The organism is Aeromonas allosaccharophila, assembly GCF_016026615.1.
GTDB lineage: Bacteria > Pseudomonadota > Gammaproteobacteria > Enterobacterales > Aeromonadaceae > Aeromonas > Aeromonas allosaccharophila.
On sequence record NZ_CP065745.1, the window covers coordinates 2,115,617 to 2,136,059 of the forward strand.

The following is a 20,443-nucleotide window of genomic DNA, read 5'->3' on the forward strand; positions in this document are numbered from 1 at the left end:
CGGTCTAAATAGGCTGATTCAAGGCATTTACGGGAGAAAAAATCGGCTCAAACATGAAGAAATGAAATGACTGAGTCAGCCGAGAAGAATTTCCCCGCTTATTCGCTCCTTCCCTAAATACGATTTCTCCTGAGTCAGTATCGCGTATGAATTTCCAATCGTTAAACCCTATTTTTGAGCCATCAATATAATATGGCCATTGTTCACCGATATTATCACCAAGCCAGATTAGTGCTGATACCCGATCAGCCATACTTTCTAATGAGAACCCCAACATACACATAGTTCTCTGAATTAACGAATGCAGTGAAATTCTTTCCATTTTTACTTCCATGATACAGATAGGTCTTTGTTGTGGAGCTACGGCTATAAGACCTTATGAAATGGAAACGAAAGATGCTAGTACAGTTTTCGTCAGCCAGTGTTGAGGTTGCTCCTATGCAGGGACACAGCCATGATGGTGCTCGACATGTGCCAGATAGTCCGTGGATTGCAACAAGTGGAATACCCCATTTACAAGTTCCTGGTGGAATACTTGGCCAGATAACTAACTGGATCAGATGCACCACGCCAGTGGTGCAACATAGAAAATTGCTATCGAGCTATCCTGTCTACCAGGGAGAGCAAGCGCCGACAGCTCTATGGACAATCCTCGCTATGCGAGAATGATGTAGCCACATCGTTACCTGGTAGGTGAGAGGGATGCGCTTTATCTATATATATAAAAACAATCCCTCTCAGCTGTGCACCTCAGCTCTAGTGCCACCAAAACACCTTCAACGAATGGTCCAATGGAAACCACAGGTAGATAACTGGATCACATGCACCACGACCAGTGGTGCAACCTAGAAAAAATGGCTACTGAGCTATCCTGCCTGGGGGGCGAGTACCGACAGCTCTATGAACAATCCTCGCTACGCGAGAATGATGGCCATAGCTATTCACTTTTCAGATGAGAGGGAAGCGCTTTATCTATATATATAAAAACAATCCCTCTCAGCTTCGCAACTCAGTTACCCTGCTGGACCTCAGAGTTTCTCTCGCTCCTGGGCGGTTGGCTGCTCACGTTCGGCCATGAAGTCGGCGCTCATACAAGGCTCATCAAACCACCTATCCCAGGACTCACCTACAGGTGTGATTATGCGAGTACGACCAACCACGACGATCTCAACATGCGTGACCTCATCTGGCAGGGCCACTGCCTCGGGCAGGTAAACCCCCTGGCCACGACCACACCTAAAAACTGTTGATTCCATCACGCGTCCTATGAACACAGTACCAACCGAACATAGCTAATGGGCCCGGTATGTCAACTGACACCGGATGCACACGTTATGCAATACGGCTATACTGTATATAAAAACAGTAACCAGTGAGCCACCATGTTCGCCATCCCACATCCAACCCCGGACGCTCTAGAGCTGCCGCTTTTTCTGTCCCCTGTGGTTTGCGGCTTTCCTAGCCCAGCACAGGACTATATTGAGCAAACCATAGATCTGAACCAGATCTGTATTGAGCATCCCGCTGCCACCTTCTATGTCAGGGCCAGTGGCCACAGCATGGTGGAAAAGGGCATCAATGACGGGGATCTTTTGATCGTAGATAGGGCGCTCAAGGCCCGCCACGGCGCTATCGTTCTAGCCTGCCTTGATGGAGAATTCACTGTCAAACAGCTGCAAGAACGCCCGTTCCCTGCCCTGCTACCCGCCAATCCGGATTTCCAACCCATCCATCTATTGGACGGGCAGGAACTAGAAATTTTTGGCGTCGTAACCTATGTGCTCCACAAGACCAAACTGGGGTAAACCATGCCCAACGCCATTGCCCTCGTCGATGTGAACAACTTCTATGCGTCCTGCGAGCGCCTGTTTAGGCCAGACCTCAAGGGGCGCCCGATCGTGGTGCTATCGAACAACGACGGCTGCGTTGTGGCTCGCTCGGCAGAAGCCAAGGCGCTTGGCATCAAGATGGGTGTTCCCTACTTCCAGATCCGTCAGTTCTTCGAGGCCGCAGGCGGTGTTTGGTTCTCGAGCAACTACGCCCTCTATGGTGATATGTCACAGCGCGTAATGACCACGCTGGAAGGCATGGTGCCAACTGTCGAGGTGTACAGTGTTGACGAGGCGTTTGTTGAACTGAACGAATCATGGGCGGGAGACCTAACAGCATATGGTCGTCAGATCCGTGAACGAATACAGCAATGGACTGGACTCACAGTCGGCGTCGGGATCGGGCCAACCAAAACACTCGCCAAGCTGGCAAACTACGCCGCGAAGAAGTGGCCTGCGACTGGTGGAGTGGTTGATTTGCGTGATGAGGCACGTCGAGCGCGTTTGATGGCTATCACTCCGGTCGGGGAAATATGGGGAATAGGTAGAAAACTGACCACCAGGCTCGAAGCGCACGGGATCAATAGTGTGGCGGACCTAGTCGCTGTCGATGGTAAAAACCTACGGCATCGTTATGGGGTCGTTGTTGAGCGAACCGTGCTAGAGCTACGCGGCTATCCATGCGCCAGCCTGGAGCAGGACACACAAGCCAAACAGCAGATCATCTGCTCCCGATCATTCGGTGAACGGATCACACACATGAATTCCATGCATCAAGCACTCGCAGGATATATGGAACGTGCAGCTGAAAAACTCCGGGCAGAGGGAATGTACTGTCGCCATGTCACTCTATTCATTCGTACCTGCCCCTTCAATGACAAAGAGCCCTACTACGGCAACCACGTGAGCACCAAGCTGGCTGTGCCTACCAACGATACTAGGGAGCTGCTGGGAGTGATCCACTCACTGCTCTCTCATATCTGGCGGGATGGGCACCGCTACCAAAAAGGGGGCGTGATGCTAGCCGACTTCACTCCTATCGGCAGCCAGCAGGGAGATTTGTTCGACCATCATCAACATAAGCCCCGCAGTCAGGACCTAATGCAGATGATCGACCGAATCAACCAGGGACGATTAGGAAAAATTCATTTTGGAGCTCGTGGGAGAGACAACAGTGATTGGATTATGAGGCGTGAAAAACTCAGTCCCCGCTATACCACGGCATTAGACGAATTACCCATTGCAAAGTGACAACCCGGATTTGCACTCAGCAAGGCGCTCTTGCGCCATCATTAATTCGCAACCGGTGATTCGGTCAACGCCTTTCACATCACGCATTGGTGGTTTAATCTCATGTCCGTTGAGCATTCCAGTTAGCATCCACTGCCGCAGTTGGCCCAATGAGAGCCCCAATTGCCTGGCAGCATCCAGCATTCGCCATGGCAGCTTAAATTGCAGATCGTCGGACACAGGGTCAGAGTTACCAGCCTGCAATTTTAACAAAGCCCGGTGAGCAAGGGTCTCTGCCATTGATCCAAACCGCGCTTCGCTATGGGACTTTCTGCCCTAAGTAGCTTGCCTGCCACAGGCCACGAGATGGTTGAACTGTAACGCTACCGGAACTAAATGGTTTACTCATTACACACTCTATCCTCTATAAAGGCCCAGTATGAGCGACTCGGATTGTCTCAAGCCCCTATCCGAGTCGCTCAGTATATACATTTCAAATTCTGCATAAAGACTATGCCCATCCGGCTCGACTTGGAGCTAGTCCGATGCCATATCGGCTCTTGAAGCTGGCTGAGGGTCATGGGAAATCAGGTTAGTTTATGTTGTTTTCTCGGTAGAATACAATTAATCTGTACGATTAATGGACTAAAAACGGTCGTTTTTTGGGGGGGGGATGTGAACATTGTAGATGCTCTTGTTCTTAAGAAGTTAATGAGCGTTGGTGATGAAACGGTTCTGTCGATCTTAAAGTTTTCAGCGTATAGCGGAGTGTCAACGCTCGAAGAACTGGTACACCATTCCTCCAATCTAAAAATCTCAAATGTTAAATCTCGAGCAGCTCTCGAAAGTTTCTTCAACGCTGCGAACTTCCAGGCTCTCAGGGACGAAGTACAAGCTGAGATTGATTCGTTCAAAAATAAAGGAGTTGAGATTGTTCTCTTCGGTTCGAAAACCTATCCAATCTCGTTATACAATCTCCCGAAACCTCCTCCCTTTCTTTACTGCAAAGGCAATCTGAAACTCTTAGAGAATAGGCTTTCTATAGCTGTTGTAGGAACTCGTGAAAACACCCCCAAGGGTGAAACCATAACGATTAAAACTATTCAAAAGTTTGCGACTTATGGTTTCACGATAGTCAGTGGACTTGCACTGGGTATCGATACAATTGCTCATCGCGCTGCATTAGACGCCAAAACCTCAACGATTTCTGTTCTTGTCGATGTGGATTCTATTTCTCCCACAAGTAATCGAGAACTCGCTCAGGAAATTTTGGATACGGATGGACTTCTAGTTGCGGAGAATGCTCCAGGAACCAAAGCAATACCTGCGTTCTTTGCTAAGCGAGACAGGATACAAGCAGGTTTATCTACTGCCGTCTTTGCTATTGAAACTTCGATAGATGGTGGGACGATGCACGCAGTCAAATCTGCTCTCTCTATGGAGCGTCCTGTCTTCGTTCCTGACGCACAGAAAGCTAGGTATCCAGATCTTACTATCAAGGCAATTTCAGGAACGCAACATCTAGTTAACGAAGGAAAGGCGATACCCTACACGAGCGAATCTTATGAAGATATTCAGCTTCAATTAAAAGACATCGCGAGTTCATTTAGATCGTTGAAATCAAACGGTGGCCTGCTGTGATAAAGGTCATCGTCCTCGATCTTGATGACACGCTTATTGATACATCAAGCCTCGAACCATTTCGGTCAGCTGGCCGATGGAGAGACATACACAGGTACTTTAATGGTTGTGCCGTTTATCAGGGCGTTGTCGGCCTTGTTACAACGGCTCGGTCAGTTGGAATCAAGGTTGCTATCTTCTCGAATGCGCCTTCGAATTACGTTCAGGGTCTACTCAAACACTTCAGTATCTCTGTTGATTATGTAGTAGCCTACCATGATGTAACGCAGCATAAGCCGAGCCATGAGGGCGTTACTCGTATTCTCGAGTATTTCGGTGTTAGCGCCGACGAGTCAATTTATTTAGGAGATAGCAACCTAGATCGAGACGCTGCTTTCAATGCAGGAGTTGAGTTTTTCTCAGTAGATTGGGGTTCTGCCTCGGAGATCGATTCGTCACATAAGGGAGTAAGCAATCTCTCCGAGCTTATTGGAAAAAACTCGACACCGAGTTCCGCAACAACGGGACGTTCTGAGTTAATACAATCTGGAAATAAACTTCATCTGGGATTCTATTTAGATGGTGTCAAACAGGAAGTTTGGTCTTTCAAAGATAACAAGAATCCTTCTGTACGCCGCTGGGTTAACAAGACTGTTGAGCTAGCTCCTTCATTTCCAGTTATAGATATTGTTGTTCGAGCGTTAGGTCACGCTGAGCTTAGGGCTGAAGATGGCGATAAAGCATTAGATACCTTGGGCAAGTCGCTGGCTGTTGCTTTAGGGGCTACTTACCAACCTAAGATATTAGAGAAAAAGCACGTATTAGTTAAATCGACTAATTGCAGTGCAGTACAAAGACGACAGCAGGTCGGAGGGGCCTATAAAGCCGAAGTTGATTCAATAGAAGCGAATTCAAATCCGACATTTCTTATCGTTGACGACGTATTAACTTCGGGGGCTACAACTGATGAGATAACACGCTGTCTATCTCAAGCTTTCCCGAATTCAAGTATTTACATTTTTACGTTGGTCAAAACTCTCTATAGATTAGAGCTAAGTACTGACAGCATTGAACAACAGCACAATAACCAACTATTTTCAGATTTGTACAACCCAATCATCGACTCGCTGGCGGATGAAAGTGAACTATCTGGATATGTCAGGCCGAAGTCTAGTCGTAGGCTTGTAAGCAAGAAGTTTTCTGCTAACTACGCGAGAACCAACCATAACTTCATTTTCCATAATCTTCTCAACTATTCTATCTCGTCTGAAGTGGCGTCTGGTCAGCTATTTGGAGCAATTCAAGTTCTTAAAAACATACTTCAGAGAGGGAAGCCTACAATAGCCTCGCGAAAACTGAGGAAAGCATTTGGCATTGAGCTGGAACAGAGCGCTCTTAATACACCAGCTCAGGCTCTTTTGTCAGATAAGTCAGTTTTTTGGAACAGATTAATTCGAGGCAACAAACAGTCTGGAAGCTACCCAGCGAAAAGGTTTTTTGATGAGCTGATTCCGAAGTATTTCGGTAAGTACATTTTTGTAAAACAGCTAATGCTCCCTGAAGTCCAGATTTACGATATGACTCAGGTCTACGTTGAACAATTCCAGAACCGACAGGTAGATTTTTACATTCCTCAAGTTGGTTTAATTATTGAGATAGACGGTCAGCAACACCAAAATTCTCAGCAGTTAGATGAGATGAGGGATTTGTTTACTGAAACCCAGGGACTGAAGACTGTTCGGTTCACTGTTCAAGAACTGGCATCTGAGAACCAGTCATTTATCAGTAAGATAAATTCGATTATTTCTCACATTCAGATCGTAGATGGCCTAGAGCGTGACGGTGTCCTAACGCCTCCTAATGGTATTTCTTTATTGAATTACCAAGAGGTTTATGAAAATGGAGCTGATGTTACCGACCCACGATTGAGGCTGACCTCGGCGTTGCGTTTCCAGTTACTGTTATTGGAGCTTCTTGAACGCGGTCAGATCAGACTAGGAGAGTTGAAAAAACTATTCATAGTCAATCGTGATGGCACAGATTTTGCTGAAGCGGCACTAGACGACCTGAACGATTTGTTATCGAATCTCTTGCGTCTCATTGGTATTGAAGAAAGGCGAATTGAAGTAGCGCTGATCGAATCAGATGAGCTTCCGAGCGAACGGTCTGGTGAAAATATATTCATCGACTTCAGCATACTGGAGCGTTATGACGATTCCTTTCAAGTTAACAAAGACGTCATATATTCACGTACGGATTACTTCGATTTCTATCGATACTTCGAAGATTCTGATGCTGTTTCAATAGAAACCAGTCAATTAATTGACTATGACTTCTTCGAGCTTTCATGCAGTGATCCCATTGCCTACAAGCTAGATCTTAGCCCAGGCAGCGAGCAGCGAGAGTCTCTGAGATACTTCCTCAGCAACCTGTTTCTACCATACCTAGAGGATGTAGATTTCAGGGAAGGGCAGGTTGGTATCATAGGATCTGCACTTTCGAGAAACGGCACAATAGGATTGTTGCCTACAGGTTCGGGTAAGTCGATTTGTTACCAGCTGTCTGCGGTTCTGCAACCAGCTGTTAGCTTTGTCGTGTGTCCGATAAAGAGTTTGATGTATGACCAGAAAGCCGATTTGGATAGCATCGGCTTCACTCGAAGCAATTTTATTACTAGTGATTTGAAGGCAGGAGAGAAGGCCAAAGTTCAGAGCGATTTCGGACGTGGTAAGTACTTCTTCGTTTTCATATCGCCTGAGCGATTCCAAACCCATGCGTTTAGAAAAGAGATGTTGGCTATCGGACTAGATCTCTCATTTGCCTACGCGGTGATCGATGAAGCTCACTGTTTGTCTGAGTGGGGGCATGATTTCAGGACGTCTTATCTTAACCTGGCAAATACAATTGGACGGTTTGCTCCCAGTGCAATTTATATAGGCCTAACTGCAACCGCATCAGTTAACGTCCTAAAGGATATTCAAACAGAGTTTGATATCCCCGATGATTTTGTCCGCACACCCATGGACTTCACTCGCGAGGAACTCTCATTCCACGTTATCGACGATAAAGGCCGCAAAGTTGATGCAGCCGTCGAACTTGTTTCTGAAATGGAGCGTAAATGGAATTCCGACGGGGAATATGGCAATAAGGCGGGAATCATATTCACTGCCACCGTCAACGGGTCTAAGGGTTGTCATAGCTTAGCGGGCCGAATTTCAACACTCTTGAATATGGATGTTAGATATTTTTCGGGGTCTGCTCCGAAAATGGGGGTATTACAGGGAGAGGCTTTCGATAGATATAAGCGCCAAGTTCAAGACGATTTTAAAGAAAATAAATACCGCCTACTTACTGCTACTAAGGCATTCGGAATGGGCGTGAATAAGGGGAATATTGCCTATACGGTTCACTTCGGAATACCTGGGTCGATGGAAGCCTTGTATCAGGAAGCAGGCAGGGCAGGGCGAGATAAAAAATTATTCAAGGAAGTACCCGCAGATTGCTATGTGCTTCTCACAAAAGAGCCCAATTCAGCTATTCTCGACAAGATTTGGGACGCTAGTACGAACGTCAAAGATCTGAAGGAGTACGTGAAGTTATTGAGTCGAGATAGCGACCTGAACACAAATCTGTTCCTGATGACAAACAGCTTGGACACAATCAATGATGAGTTCAAGTTGATGGCAAACGTATACGAATTCTTTAAGTACAATCAGGAACACAACACGGTGACCATTACTGCCAGGCAGTTTGGTACGGAAAAGTATAAATTGGAAAAGGCTATCTACCGTCTTTCTCAATTAGGTATTGTTTCTGACTGGGTAATCGAAGACTTTTTTAATGGCACGCTCTATGTCGAGTTCCAGTGCCTATCGGAAGAAGGTCTTGAAAATAAAATTGAGCATACCGTCAGAAAGTATGATCCTGAGTTCAAACTCGCGGATGTGTTCAGTAGTGATAACCAGTACTACAAAATTCTCTGCGACAAGTTAAGAAAAGGGTCTATCGATAAATCGCAATTTATCTTTCTTGTTCTTTTACTCTGGTCCTATGACCATTTTGTCTACAACCGTCGCCAGTCACAGAAGAACGTTTATGAACAATGTAGTTTATTCGCTGAAGGCAGGATGGACGACAAAGAATTTAAGGAGAAGCTAGAGGGTTATTTCAGGCACGACAAGTCGAGCCAACTTCTGCTCAATATGGCTGAGAATTCTGTGTCGGCGAAGATATGGCCATCAGTATTTTTTGAAACTGATGAAGAAGAGCGCACGGAACATCTAGTAGGCAGCGAGAAGATGACGCTCCTACGAGGTCAACTTTCTCGATTCCTAGAGTCATACAAAGATAATGCATTCTTGAACTACTTGAGCGGTGTACTGCGACTAGCTTCCGATGAGTTTGATGATGCAGATGGAGAGCGAAGAATGGCAGCGTCTTTTGATCGATTGATTAGTGATAATAGGGATGAAGCACTAGAGCTGGTCCGAAAAACTATGCAGCTAAAGCCAATGTTCTCTGAAAATGCGCGAAGCCGCTTTGCTCGTTTGGTCCATGAGAAATTTGATGATTTGGATGTTCTTGGGGAGGTAAATGAAGAGCTAGGGGATCCGTTCTCCTATCACACTTTGTTAGCTCCACTAGCAAATAGGCTTGAAAAACTTACCAGCCAATACAAGGGGATTAATTGGTGAATGACATACAGAAACTACACCGAGTAATCGATTCACTCGAAGAGCAATCGGCGCAAGTGGCAGAGTTTAATGGCCTGTTAAGCGCAGTTAACGATGCAAGAACAGAGATAGAGGCTGCGAAATCAACCCTCGCAAATCTAGCTACTGAACAGGGTGAATGGGTTACGAAGAACTCGAATAAATTTGAAGAGTTTGAAGGTCGCCTGACGTCACTTAATGACCTTCTAGGCCAGATCAAAGATGAACAGTTTAAACTAAGGCGTGACGTAGCAGCCTTGACGTTCGTAACACCTGATCAGTTTGAACAAGGCCGCGCAGCAATTGATAGCTGCATTGCTAAACAATTTGGCGAATTGAACAGCAAGTTAGAGGCTGTCGCGGAGTCTCAGAAAAGATCGATAAGTGGGCTACGAGCCATAGTTGTTTTAGGTATATTGGTGTTGGCTGGAGGTATCGGACTTCTGACTATGAACATGGTTTAATTTTCAGATTACCATTCAGTTTTTAATTGTAATCAATAAGTTGGCTTCGGCTTTGCCAGTGGCGCACCTCGCAGCCAGTTGCAGGAGTTGGCCAGCCTGGCTTTTATAGAGCGTAGCGAAAACATAGTGCTGCTGGGCCCAAGCGGAGTGGGCAAGACGCATCTTGCCATCGCACTGGCCTATCGGGCTCTGATGGCTGGCATCAAGACCAGATTTATCAGCGCAGCAGACCTGATGTTGCAGCTGCAAGCAGCTCAACGACAGGAGCGGCTTAATGCCTACTTCAGCCGTGTCGTGATGGGGCCGCGTTTACTGGTGATCGATGAGATAGGCTACTTGCCGTTTGGGCGTGAGGAAGCAAACCTGTTTTTCAATGTGATCGCCAAACGTTATGAGAAAGGGAGCCTGATCTTGACGAGCAATCTGCCCTTTAGCCAGTGGGCCAGCACCTTTGCCGATGATCAGACACTGACGGCAGCTATGCTCGATAGACTGTTACATCATGCACACATCGTTCAGATCCGCGGTGAAAGCTATCGTTTGAAAGAGAAACGCAAAGCGGGGGCCACACCCAAAACCAATTAACCCCATGTCCGGGTGGATCACTTTTCAATCGGCGAAATTAGCCAGAGTGGATCAGTTTTCGGTCGGCGTTGACACGTAACAAATTTTTATATTTACCTTTAGCTTTATCTCGAGAGGCTTTTTCTAACTTACTTTGTTTAACATTCATACCTTCAGTGCAAAAGTAAAAAAGAACTCTCTCAGCACAATATAGGTCACATTTCTCTTTTTCTGAGAAAGGTACTTTTTCATTGCTTCTTTTCAGGGCATATAATAGCAGATCAAGTATCTCAGATAGACATCCTTTCTTACGAAAACGCTCCACTTTCTCATACTCTATTTCATACTCATCCTTCTCTACGCTACATTCCTCAACCATAGGAATAGCATCAATAATCACACCAATAAACTCACCGACTTTCCGACCCGGTATAAAACCATAGCAATCACTATACTGCTCATCGTCGCCTTTACTACGCTTAATCACAGGAGAACCACCAAGGAACCCACGCCTCATATTTTCCATATAGGCATACTGGACCAGTCGTTGCTGCTCCTGGACCCAAAGCTTTGCATTTTTTGCGTCAGCCTCGGTTAACTCTTTTATAAGAGAAAAGTCAGAATCTACATCAACTGTACCTAGGTGAACATTTACAGCCCTATACCTACGAACAAATTTACCTGAACTGAGCTCCAGCTCTTCCAGTACACTCACGGTTTTGCTAAATGATACGGTTCTAAGATTTGCATTCAACCTCATATTAGCCATGCCACACCTCTCATTATTATTGTTATTTTATGTTTTTTTCTTTGGTTTGTTCGTGTGATATGGGGTCCCCATACCAATCAGTAATCCATTCATTGTTCTTCAAAATTTCATTCTTAAGTTTTTCTCTGTCTAAGAAAAACATGTTTGGCTTATCAATAGTATCTTTCCCTGAGTTAATATCTGGGACATATCCATCAGGAATCAATGCGTTTGATCCTACATGAACGCTCTCCAGCCCTTTCCTAAAAATTGTAGCCAAAACGTCATTCAACAGTGCTCGTGCATTTGATATAAAACTATCTGACGGTTCCTCGATTGATAGCAAAACAAAATCCAGTCTTAGAAGTCGGAAAAAGAATGACGATGTACCATATGTTTTTTTATCCACAAATGACTGCACTGATCTTTTCATCTTGGCATATTGTTTTTTAGTACAACGAATCAATGCAGTAAACGGTATCACTCTAAGAACGCTTAATTCATTTAATTCATTCGAAACACCCAAGTTCAGACTGTAATCATCTCGTCTAGGTGAATATTCAATACCTTGCTCGATCAGCTTAAACCAAGTAGCCCGTGACTTTTTAACTTTCGTCCCTGATATCCATCGCTGACCATCTATACTGTAACAGATCCCCTGTGGCTCACGATTATCAACTCTCCACGGCTTGACCATTACATTATGCTCACGCAACCTAGTGACAAATTCAGTCATGTTGTTCGGCTGGTTTTTAAAAACCACGTCCATTGCATCCCTAATTATACAGGCGGGATCATGCATAGCATGAAAGCTCCCTCTACCACGGCCATTTTTAATATTGACTATGCTATACTCATGACCGAAATTTGCTTCAGGACTTTTACAGTTCGCCAATCCCAATTCAATTTCTATTTTTCGAGCAGCGTCAACTCCCCGAGCGTAGTCATTACTATCATCAACTAAGGTTCTGTCAAGTTTTACTCTACATGCCACAACATGTACATGTAGAGAGCTTGTATCGCGGTGTATAACAGATGTCCATCGAGTATCGCTACCATATCCCAATTCACTCATTAGCAGCCTAGCTGCAACTAGACATTGATATGGCGTTAATGATTCATCGGGGCTCAATGATAGTGAATAATGTGCACATAGTTGGTTTCCTGTGCCTGCATACAATGATGCCTGCATATTCAACTCCATGAGTAGTGGCCCGATGTCATAATCAGAGACCTCGCCTCTTTCATTCAATGTAATATTTGGTCTATTAATTACACCACCACCGAGATGATAAACCTGTGATGGCATGGATTTTCGTTTCCTACCAATATGTATAGCTCGGTAAATATAAGACAGTCTGTACTGGAAGTTTTGGCCGAACCTGTGTTTTTCAAAATTCATTTCAACTTCACTCCAATCAGAGCTTTTTCAATTCCTACAAACAGAGAATTTATAGATGAGAAAGCCTGCATCACTGGAGAGTTATCACTACTGTCAGTAATAAGTTTATAAACGTCACTACCAACTTCAGCTTCAGCTTCAGCTTGTCTAATCAACAACATGATTTGATTTAAATTCGATGATATATTGTATACCCCCTCGAGCAATCTCACACGATCATCATATGAAAAATCTGGTGAGATAATACTGTCTGGTTCCCTGAGAGCCAAAAACCGAATCAGGCTAGACTTTTTGGGAATGCCATAGGTTTTACTATGCTTAGTTAAAACACGTTGCTCAGCTGCATTAAATGAGATTCGGAGTATTAAGCTGCGTTTTTCGTCAGCTGATTTTTGGGGTCTACCTGAGCGTGGTTTTATGTTCATTGCGTGCACCTTTATAATAATTATTAGTAGTGTTATGCGTTTTATTTTTCAAACCAACCTATTTAATAGACATTAAAACATAGCTGGTTTAGCGTTTTTTTCAAAAAATATACAATAAATTTATACGAAGTCACATTAAGAAATGAGCTAAATTATTCGGTGATATTTAATGCTTACTCTAATTATAGTATTGCAAACACTAAATATAATATCAACAATTTTTTGAGCTAAATTATTAATTTAACGACCAATGTTATCAATGGTATTGGCGAAAGTTAATATTTAAAATATGAAATCAACTAGGGAGGGTGCTTATTCGCACCCTCCCTAGCTGTAGTTTGGTGCCAATATTTATCATTAAAATTATTGATCTTTATATAGCCACTGTAGTGGTCTAATCATCCCGGACACCATTTTGGGTGGTACAGTTGCCACCATAACCTGAGGTGTTCAATGACAAGATTACGTCGCTCATTTACTGCCCAATTCAAACTCTACGCAGTCGCAATATAGGTTTCGTGAAATGGAAACCTGGCTGCTGACGACTGGCCGAGCTTCTCCTTAATGGTCTCTGGCAGTCACATTATCGGTATCGTGAAATGGGATCCTGCCCATCCAGTGATGGCGATTGTCAGCTGACAACGGACCAATCTTCGCCTGAGTACCTGAGGCCGGAACAGCTATAGGTATCGTGAAATGGAACTCCGACCCAAGCCGATAGCGATTGTCGGCTGACAACGAGCTGATCTGCACCTGAGTACCCGCTGGCCGGAACTGCTACAGGTATCGTGAAATGGAAATCGGACCCCAGCAAGCTCGATTGTCGGCTGACAACGGGCTGATCTGCACCAGAATACCCACTGGCCCGAAGTGCTACAGGTATCGTGAAATGAAAATTTGACCCCAGCGAGCTCGATTGTCGGCTGACAACACGCTGTTTTGTGCTGCTCGACATCGGGGCTTATCAGCTATAGGTATCGTGAAATGGAATTTGGCTCATTGCAGGCAGCGATTGTCGGCTGACAACACGCTGATCTGTGCATGAGTACCCGCTGGCCGGAACTGCTACAGGTATCGTGAAATGGAAATCTGACCCCAGCAAGCTCGATTGTCGGCTGACAACGGGCCGATCTGCACCTGAGTGCCCGCTGGCCGGAACTGCTATAGGTATTGTGAAATGGAAATCTGACCCTGACAGGCAGCGATTGTCGGCTGACAACGAGGTGATCTGCGCCAAAACTCAAATAGGCCGGAACTGCTACAGGTATTGTGAAATGGAAATCTGACCCTGACAGGCAGCGATTATCGGCTGACAACAGGCTGATCTGCGCCAAAGCCACAGCAGGCAGGAACAGCTACAGGTATCGTGAAATGGAAATCTGACCCTGACAGGCAGCGATTGTCGGCTGACAACAGGGGTTATCTACGTCAGACCCCAGCAGGCCAAAACGGCTACAGGTATCGTGAAATGGAATGCTGGCCCTGACTGGCAGCGATTGTCGGCTGACAACGGGCTGAACTGCACCAGAGAACCCGTTGGCCGGAACGGCTACAGGTATCGTGAAATGGAATTATGACTCTGGCTAAATTCGATTGTCGGCTGACAACGAGGCGATCTGCACCAGAGCATCCGCTGGCCCGAACTACTACAGGTATCGTGAAATGGAAATTCCGCCCCAACAAGCTCGATTGTCGGCTGACAACGGGGTATCTGCACCAGAGCATCCGCTGGCCCGAACTGCTACAGGTATCGTGAAATGGAATTCTGCCCCTGGCAAACAGTGATTGTCGGCTGACAACGGGCTGAACTGCACCAGAGCATCCGCTGGCCGGAACTGCTACAGGTAGCGTGAAATGGAATTTTGACCCTGACTGGCAGCGATTGTCGGCTGACAACGGGCTGAACTGCACCAGAGAACCCGTTGGCCGGAACGGCTACAGGTATCGTGAAATGGAATTATGACTCTGGCTAAATTCGATTGTCGGCTGACAACGAGGCGATCTGCACCAGAGCATCCGCTGGCCCGAACTGCTACAGGTATCGTGAAATGGAAATCCCGCCCTAACAAGCTCGATTGTCGGCTGACAACGGGGGTGTTCTGCACCAGAGAACCCGTTGGTCGGAACGGCTACAGGTATCGTGAAATGGAAATCCCGCCCTAACAAGCTCGATTGTCGGCTGACAACTGGCGGATCTGCGCATGAGTGCCAGCAGACAGGAATAGCTACAAGTATCGTGAAATGGAAACCTGACTTCATCGAGCTCGATTGTCGGCTGACAACGGGCTGAACTGCACCAGAGCATCCGCTGGCCCGAACTACTACAGGTATCGTGAAATGGAATTATGACCCTGGCTAAATTCGATTGTCGGCTGACAACGGGGTGAGCTGCACCAGAGCATCCGCTGGCCCGAACTGCTACAGGTATCGTGAAATGGAATGCTGGCCCTGACTGGCAGCGATTGTCGGCTGACAACGGGGGTTATCTGCGTCAGACCCCAGCAGGCCCGAACTGCTACAGGTATCGTGAAATGGAATTCTGCCCCTGGCAAACAGTGATTGTCGGCTGACAACGCGGTGATCTGCACCAGAACATCCGCTGGCCCGAACTACTACAGGTATCGTGAAATGGAAATCCCGCCCTAACAAGCTCGATTGTCGGCTGACAACAGGGGTGATCTGCGCCAGACCCCAGCAGGCCCGAACTGCTACAGGTATCGTGAAATGGAATTCTGCCCCTGGCAAACAGTGATTGTCGGCTGACAACGGGGGTGATCTGCACCAGAGAACCCGTTGGTCGGAACTGCTACAGGTATCGTGAAATGGAAATCCTGCCCCCAACAAGCTCGATTGTCGGCTGACAACACGCTGTTTTGTGCTGCTCGACATCGGGGCTTATCAGCTATAGGTATCGTGAAATGGAATTTGGCTCATTGCAGGCAGCGATTGTCGGCTGACAACACGCTGATCTGTGCATGAGTACCCGCTGGCCGGAACTGCTACAGGTATCGTGAAATGGAATTCTGCCACTGGCAAACATCGATTGTCAGCTGACAACGAGGTGATCTGCACCAGAGCGCCAGTAGGCTGGAACTGCTACAGGTAGCGTGAAATGGAAATCTAACCCTGGCAAACATCGATTGTCAGCTGACAACGAGGTGATCTGCGCCGGAGTGCCAGCAGGCCGCAACTGCTACAGGTAGCGTGAAATGGAATCCCGCCCCTAACGAGCTCGATTGTCGGCTGACAACGAGGTGATCTGCACCAGAGCGCCAGTAGGCTGGAACTACTACAGGTATCGTGAAATGGAATTCTGCCACTGGCCAACATCGATTGTCAGCTGACAACGAGGTGATCTGCACCAGAGCGCCAGTAGGCTGGAACTGCTACAGGTAGCGTGAAATGGAAATCTAACCCTGGCAAACATCGATTGTCGGCTGACAACGGGGTGATCTGAGCCGGAGTGCCCGCTGGCCGGAACTGCTACAGGTATCGTGAAATGGAAATCTGACCCCAGCGAACTCGATTGTCGGCTGACAACGGGCTGATCTGCACCAGAGTACCCGCTGGCCGGAACTGCTACAGGTAGCGTGAAATGGAATCCCGCCCCTAACGAGCTCGATTGTCGGCTGACAACGAGGTGATCTGCACCAGAGCGCCAGTAGGCTGGAACTACTACAGGTATCGTGAAATGGAATTCTGCCACTGGCCAACATCGATTGTCAGCTGACAACGAGGTGATCTGCACCAGAGCGCCAGTAGGCTGGAACTGCTACAGGTAGCGTGAAATGGAAATCTAACCCTGGCAAACATCGATTGTCGGCTGACAACGGGGTGATCTGAGCCGGAGTGCCCGCTGGCCGGAACTGCTACAGGTATCGTGAAATGGAAATCTGACCCCAGCGAACTCGATTGTCGGCTGACAACGGGCTGATCTGCACCAGAGTACCCGCTGGCCGGAACTGCTACAGGTAGCGTGAAATGGAATTATCACCCTGGCAAACATCGATTGTCGGCTGACAACGGGCTGATCTGCACCAGAGTACCCGCTGGCCGGAACTGCTACAGGTAGCGTGAAATGGAATTATCACCCTGGCAAACATCGATTGTCGGCTGACAACGGGCTGATCTGCACCAGAGTACCCGCTGGCCGGAACTGCTACAGGTATCGTGAAATGGAAATCCCGCCCTAACAAGCTCGATTGTCGGCTGACAACAGGGGTTATCTGCGTCAGACCCCAGCAGGCCCGAACTGCTACAGGTATCGTGAAATGGAAATCCTGCCCCCAACAAGCTCGATTGTCGGCTGACAACACGCTGTTTTGTGCTGCTCGACATCGGGGCTTATCAGCTATAGGTATCGTGAAATGGAATTTGGCTCATTGCAGGCAGCGATTGTCGGCTGACAACACGCTGATCTGTGCATGAGTACCCGCTGACCTAAACAACTACAGGTATCGTGAAATGGAACTCAGCCCCTGGTAAACATCGATTGTCAGCTGACAACGGAGTGATCTGCACCTGAGTACCCGCTGACCTGAACAACTACAGGTATCGTGAAATGGAATTTTGACACTGGCAAACATCGATTGTCGGCTGACAACGGAGTGATCTGCACCTGAGTACCCGCTGGCCTGAACAACTACAGGTATCGTGAAATGGAATTTTGACACTGGCAAACATCGATTGTCGGCTGACAACGGAGTGATCTGCACCTGAGTACCCGCTGGCCTGAACAACTACAGGTATCGTGAAATGGAACTCAGCCCCTGGCAAACATCGATTGTCAGCTGACAACGGAGTGATCTGCACCTGAGTACCCGCTGGCCTGAACAACTACAGGTATCGTGAAATGGAACTCAGCCCCTGGCAAACATCGATTGTCAGCTGACAACGGAGTGATCTGCACCTGAGTACCCGCTGACCTAAACAACTACAGGTATCGTGAAATGGAATTTTGACACTGGTAAACAGCGATTGTCGGCTGACAACGGGGTGATCTGCGCCTAAGTGCCCACAGTGAATGGACTATCAGTATCGTGATAAAGGTAAACGGTTGCATCTCAAAGAAAACCACAAGCCATTTGACGTGTGGTTTATTTTTTCACTCTATCAAGGTATAGATAAACATTATTTCTGGAGTTAATCTGTATACCTATTAGCATTACAACGATTTCTAATTGCAATTTTATTTCTAATCCAAGAGTCAATTTCTGCCTCTACAAATGCAACGGAGCGAGGCCCCAAACTTACCTGTTGTGGAAACAATCCGTGACTTATTAAGCTATAAACTGTAGACCTGGACATGCCTGTTTTTTTTACTACTTCAGTCATCTTGATCAAACGAATATCTTGTTCGTATACCATATACCCCTCACATTCTAGTTTGAGAAGAATTAAATCACATATAAAAAAATACACAAGAAAAACTTAGAGAGAAAACGAAATAAGCCATTGACTCTATTAGACTTTATAAATAACCACATAGAAATGACATACAATTATTATGTCTTATAAATAATTAGAGCTATTTTATAAGTGATTATAAATAACCATCCTTATGTTGGTGTACTGAACATAGCTGAACTTGCAATGGAGTAGCCTTGTTTTCAACAGCTCTGTATAAAACTTCGCCAACAAAAACCCAATCAAAACTCGTTATCATGCCTTTCTTACTTACAGAGGCGTTGTTGCCCAAATCTATACAGCTTGAATGTAACTACCTGAGGATTTGGCGTTCTGATCACCACCATCCTCTTCAAGTCTGCATTATGGGTACGTCGCCTCACACCATCGCCAACTGACCTAAATACAACAAATCTTTGATTAATAGTAGCTAACTCACCTTCTGGATTGATGCCGAAGCCATGAGCAATTGGTTTCGCTACGACCTTCATGTACGGCGGGACCGCAGCCCGCTTTACACTGACCAGACCATCAGTACCTCCCTGATGCTCAAGGGAATTTTCAACCTCACTCTGCGGGCTACTCAGGAACTACTCGACTCCCTGTTCGAGTTGATAAATGTGCCGTCGTGCTCACCGGACTATAGCTAATGGGATGGTCGCCCCTCCCCAAAACGGCATCTGAGTGCCAAAGTGGCGAATGTAAGTTCCCACTGATGAGAGAGGCGACCACCATGAAGGCTACGACTATCGGCATTGATCTGGCAAAACATCTCTTCCAATTACATGGCGTTGATCAACATGGCAAGACGGTCCTCAAGCGATAGTTGAAGCGGGATCAGATGCTCTCATTCTTTACCAATCTTCCTCCTAGCCTGATCGGCATGGAGGCATGCGGCAGTGCCCATTACTGGGCCAATAAACTGCAAGGAATGGGGCATACCGTCAAACTGATGGCGCCGCAGTTCGTTAAGCCCTATGTGAAGACCAACAAGAACGATGCTGCGGATGCAGAAGCTATCTGCGAAGCCGTCACCCGACCCAATATGCGGTTTGTGCCAATAAAAAATGGCGAGCAGTTAGCCGTGTTGGCGCTACATCGCGCAAGGCAAGGGTTCGTCAAAGCCAGAACGGCACAAGCTAATCAAATCAGGGGCCTGCTGGCTGAACATGGCATCATTGTCCCTAAAGGTATTGCACACATTAGCCTACGATTGCCCGAGCTCCTGGAGGATGCAGAGAACAACCTACCCGGAACGTTTCGTCAATTAATTGAGCGTTTAGGGGAGCACCTCAAAGAGCTCGCCAAGCAGGTGAATGAACTGGAAGAGCAGATCTGGTGTTGGCACAAAGAAAACTCGGCAAGCCAGAAGCTGGCTAAGATGCCGGGTATTGGTCCTCTCACGGCCAGTGCACTGGTAGCGTCTATCGGCGATGCAAAGCAGTTCGAAAATGGCCGCCAGCTAGCAGCCTGGTTGGGCTTGGTACCCAAGCAACATTCCAGCGGCGGCAAGCAGACCCTGTTGGGGATAAGCAAACGCGGTGACATCTATCTACGCACACTGCTGATCCACGGGGCCCGCTCCGTGCTCCGGGTCGCTGAGCGTAAGACAGAGTACGCAGGAAGCTGGCTTGCGGGGGTCATGGAGCGACGTAACCATAATGTAACGGTAGTGGCACTGGCCAACAAGAATGCACGCATCATCTGGGCATTACTTGCCCATGAGCGCGAGTACGATGCTGATCACGCAGTAGCGGTCTGAGCGCAATAGCTAGCAGAGGAACGGTGTTTCATAGCAAGCGTGACAAAGTATCGAGTTAACAACCAGCGTTAGAAAGTACCACCGATTGCACGGGCGATCATGACGTGATGGCGAGGCAGGTCAGACCGTGACTGGCAAAACCCGACAGACACAGGGCACTAATAAGTGCGTTTAGCTGATAGAGGAGCCAGTCAGCGAATTCCATCAGGGATAGAGGCTGTTGCCTCGGTGAAATCCGGATCTATGGCTGCAATCTCAACCTGACTCACTTTCATTGATTG

At 46.9% G+C, this 20,443-nt stretch carries 12 protein-coding genes and 3 pseudogenes; 8 read left to right on the top strand and 7 right to left on the bottom strand.

Annotated features, from left to right (window positions below; all coding sequences use genetic code 11):
* Positions 1 to 4: 4 nt before the first annotated feature.
* Positions 5 to 322: a hypothetical protein gene (locus I6G90_RS09310; RefSeq protein WP_197930926.1), complete on the bottom strand. Its 318-nt coding sequence runs from the start codon at positions 320 to 322 to the stop codon at positions 5 to 7.
* A 706-nt stretch (positions 323 to 1,028) separates the two neighbouring features.
* Positions 1,029 to 1,256: a type II toxin-antitoxin system VapB family antitoxin gene (gene vapB, locus I6G90_RS09315; RefSeq protein WP_029314895.1), complete on the bottom strand. Its 228-nt coding sequence runs from the start codon at positions 1,254 to 1,256 to the stop codon at positions 1,029 to 1,031.
* A gap of 126 nt (positions 1,257 to 1,382) precedes the next feature.
* Between vapB and umuD the strand changes: the two genes are divergently transcribed.
* Both umuD and umuC read left to right on the top strand, forming a co-directional pair.
* On the top strand, positions 1,383 to 1,805 hold the full coding sequence (gene umuD / locus I6G90_RS09320) for a translesion error-prone DNA polymerase V autoproteolytic subunit (RefSeq protein WP_010676201.1): 423 nt from the start codon (positions 1,383 to 1,385) through the stop codon (positions 1,803 to 1,805).
* A 3-nt stretch (positions 1,806 to 1,808) separates the two neighbouring features.
* Positions 1,809 to 3,080 (top strand): translesion error-prone DNA polymerase V subunit UmuC, encoded by a 1,272-nt coding sequence (umuC, locus tag I6G90_RS09325; protein ID WP_197930937.1) that lies wholly within the window; start codon positions 1,809 to 1,811, stop codon positions 3,078 to 3,080.
* Here umuC and I6G90_RS09330 read toward each other — a convergent pair.
* A complete protein-coding gene (locus tag I6G90_RS09330) occupies positions 3,063 to 3,359 on the bottom strand; it encodes a hypothetical protein (RefSeq protein ID WP_197930939.1) in 297 nt (98 codons plus the stop codon). The two genes, umuC and I6G90_RS09330, sit on opposite strands and share 18 nt — an antisense overlap.
* Positions 3,360 to 3,734: 375 nt before the next feature.
* Between I6G90_RS09330 and I6G90_RS09335 the strand changes: the two genes are divergently transcribed.
* From I6G90_RS09335 to istB, 4 genes and pseudogenes are all read left to right on the top strand, one after another.
* The gene (locus I6G90_RS09335; RefSeq protein WP_197930941.1) at positions 3,735 to 4,700 is read left to right on the top strand and encodes a DNA-processing protein DprA; all 966 of its coding nucleotides are present in this window, start codon (positions 3,735 to 3,737) and stop codon (positions 4,698 to 4,700) included.
* A complete protein-coding gene (locus tag I6G90_RS09340; protein WP_075114261.1) occupies positions 4,697 to 9,373 on the top strand; it encodes a RecQ family ATP-dependent DNA helicase in 4,677 nt (1,558 codons plus the stop codon). Before I6G90_RS09335 ends, I6G90_RS09340 begins: the two co-directional genes overlap by 4 nt.
* Positions 9,370 to 9,855: a hypothetical protein gene (locus I6G90_RS09345; protein ID WP_075114281.1), complete on the top strand. Its 486-nt coding sequence runs from the start codon at positions 9,370 to 9,372 to the stop codon at positions 9,853 to 9,855. The genes I6G90_RS09340 and I6G90_RS09345 overlap by 4 nt, the downstream gene beginning before the upstream one ends.
* Before the next feature lie 45 nt (positions 9,856 to 9,900).
* A pseudogene (gene istB / locus I6G90_RS09350) lies at positions 9,901 to 10,440 on the top strand (IS21-like element ISAeme17 family helper ATPase IstB); the annotation flags it as partial.
* A gap of 37 nt (positions 10,441 to 10,477) precedes the next feature.
* Here istB and I6G90_RS09355 read toward each other — a convergent pair.
* From I6G90_RS09355 to I6G90_RS09370, 4 genes are all read right to left on the bottom strand, one after another.
* The gene (locus I6G90_RS09355; protein WP_197930943.1) at positions 10,478 to 11,188 is read right to left on the bottom strand and encodes a hypothetical protein; all 711 of its coding nucleotides are present in this window, start codon (positions 11,186 to 11,188) and stop codon (positions 10,478 to 10,480) included.
* Between the two features lie 22 nt (positions 11,189 to 11,210).
* The gene (locus I6G90_RS09360; RefSeq protein WP_175429518.1) at positions 11,211 to 12,476 is read right to left on the bottom strand and encodes a relaxase/mobilization nuclease domain-containing protein; all 1,266 of its coding nucleotides are present in this window, start codon (positions 12,474 to 12,476) and stop codon (positions 11,211 to 11,213) included.
* An 89-nt stretch (positions 12,477 to 12,565) separates the two neighbouring features.
* Positions 12,566 to 12,994, bottom strand: a complete 429-nt coding sequence (locus I6G90_RS09365) for a hypothetical protein (protein WP_197930945.1) — start codon at positions 12,992 to 12,994, stop codon at positions 12,566 to 12,568.
* Positions 12,995 to 18,136: 5,142 nt separating this feature from the next.
* Positions 18,137 to 18,361: an AlpA family transcriptional regulator gene (locus I6G90_RS09370; protein ID WP_042082421.1), complete on the bottom strand. Its 225-nt coding sequence runs from the start codon at positions 18,359 to 18,361 to the stop codon at positions 18,137 to 18,139.
* Between the two features lie 455 nt (positions 18,362 to 18,816).
* On the opposite strand from I6G90_RS09370, the pseudogene I6G90_RS09375 reads away from it, so the two are divergent.
* Positions 18,817 to 19,047: pseudogene (locus tag I6G90_RS09375) on the top strand (transposase); the annotation flags it as partial.
* An 86-nt stretch (positions 19,048 to 19,133) separates the two neighbouring features.
* Positions 19,134 to 20,162 (top strand): annotated as a pseudogene (locus I6G90_RS09380) (IS110 family RNA-guided transposase).
* Positions 20,163 to 20,443 lie beyond the last annotated feature (281 nt).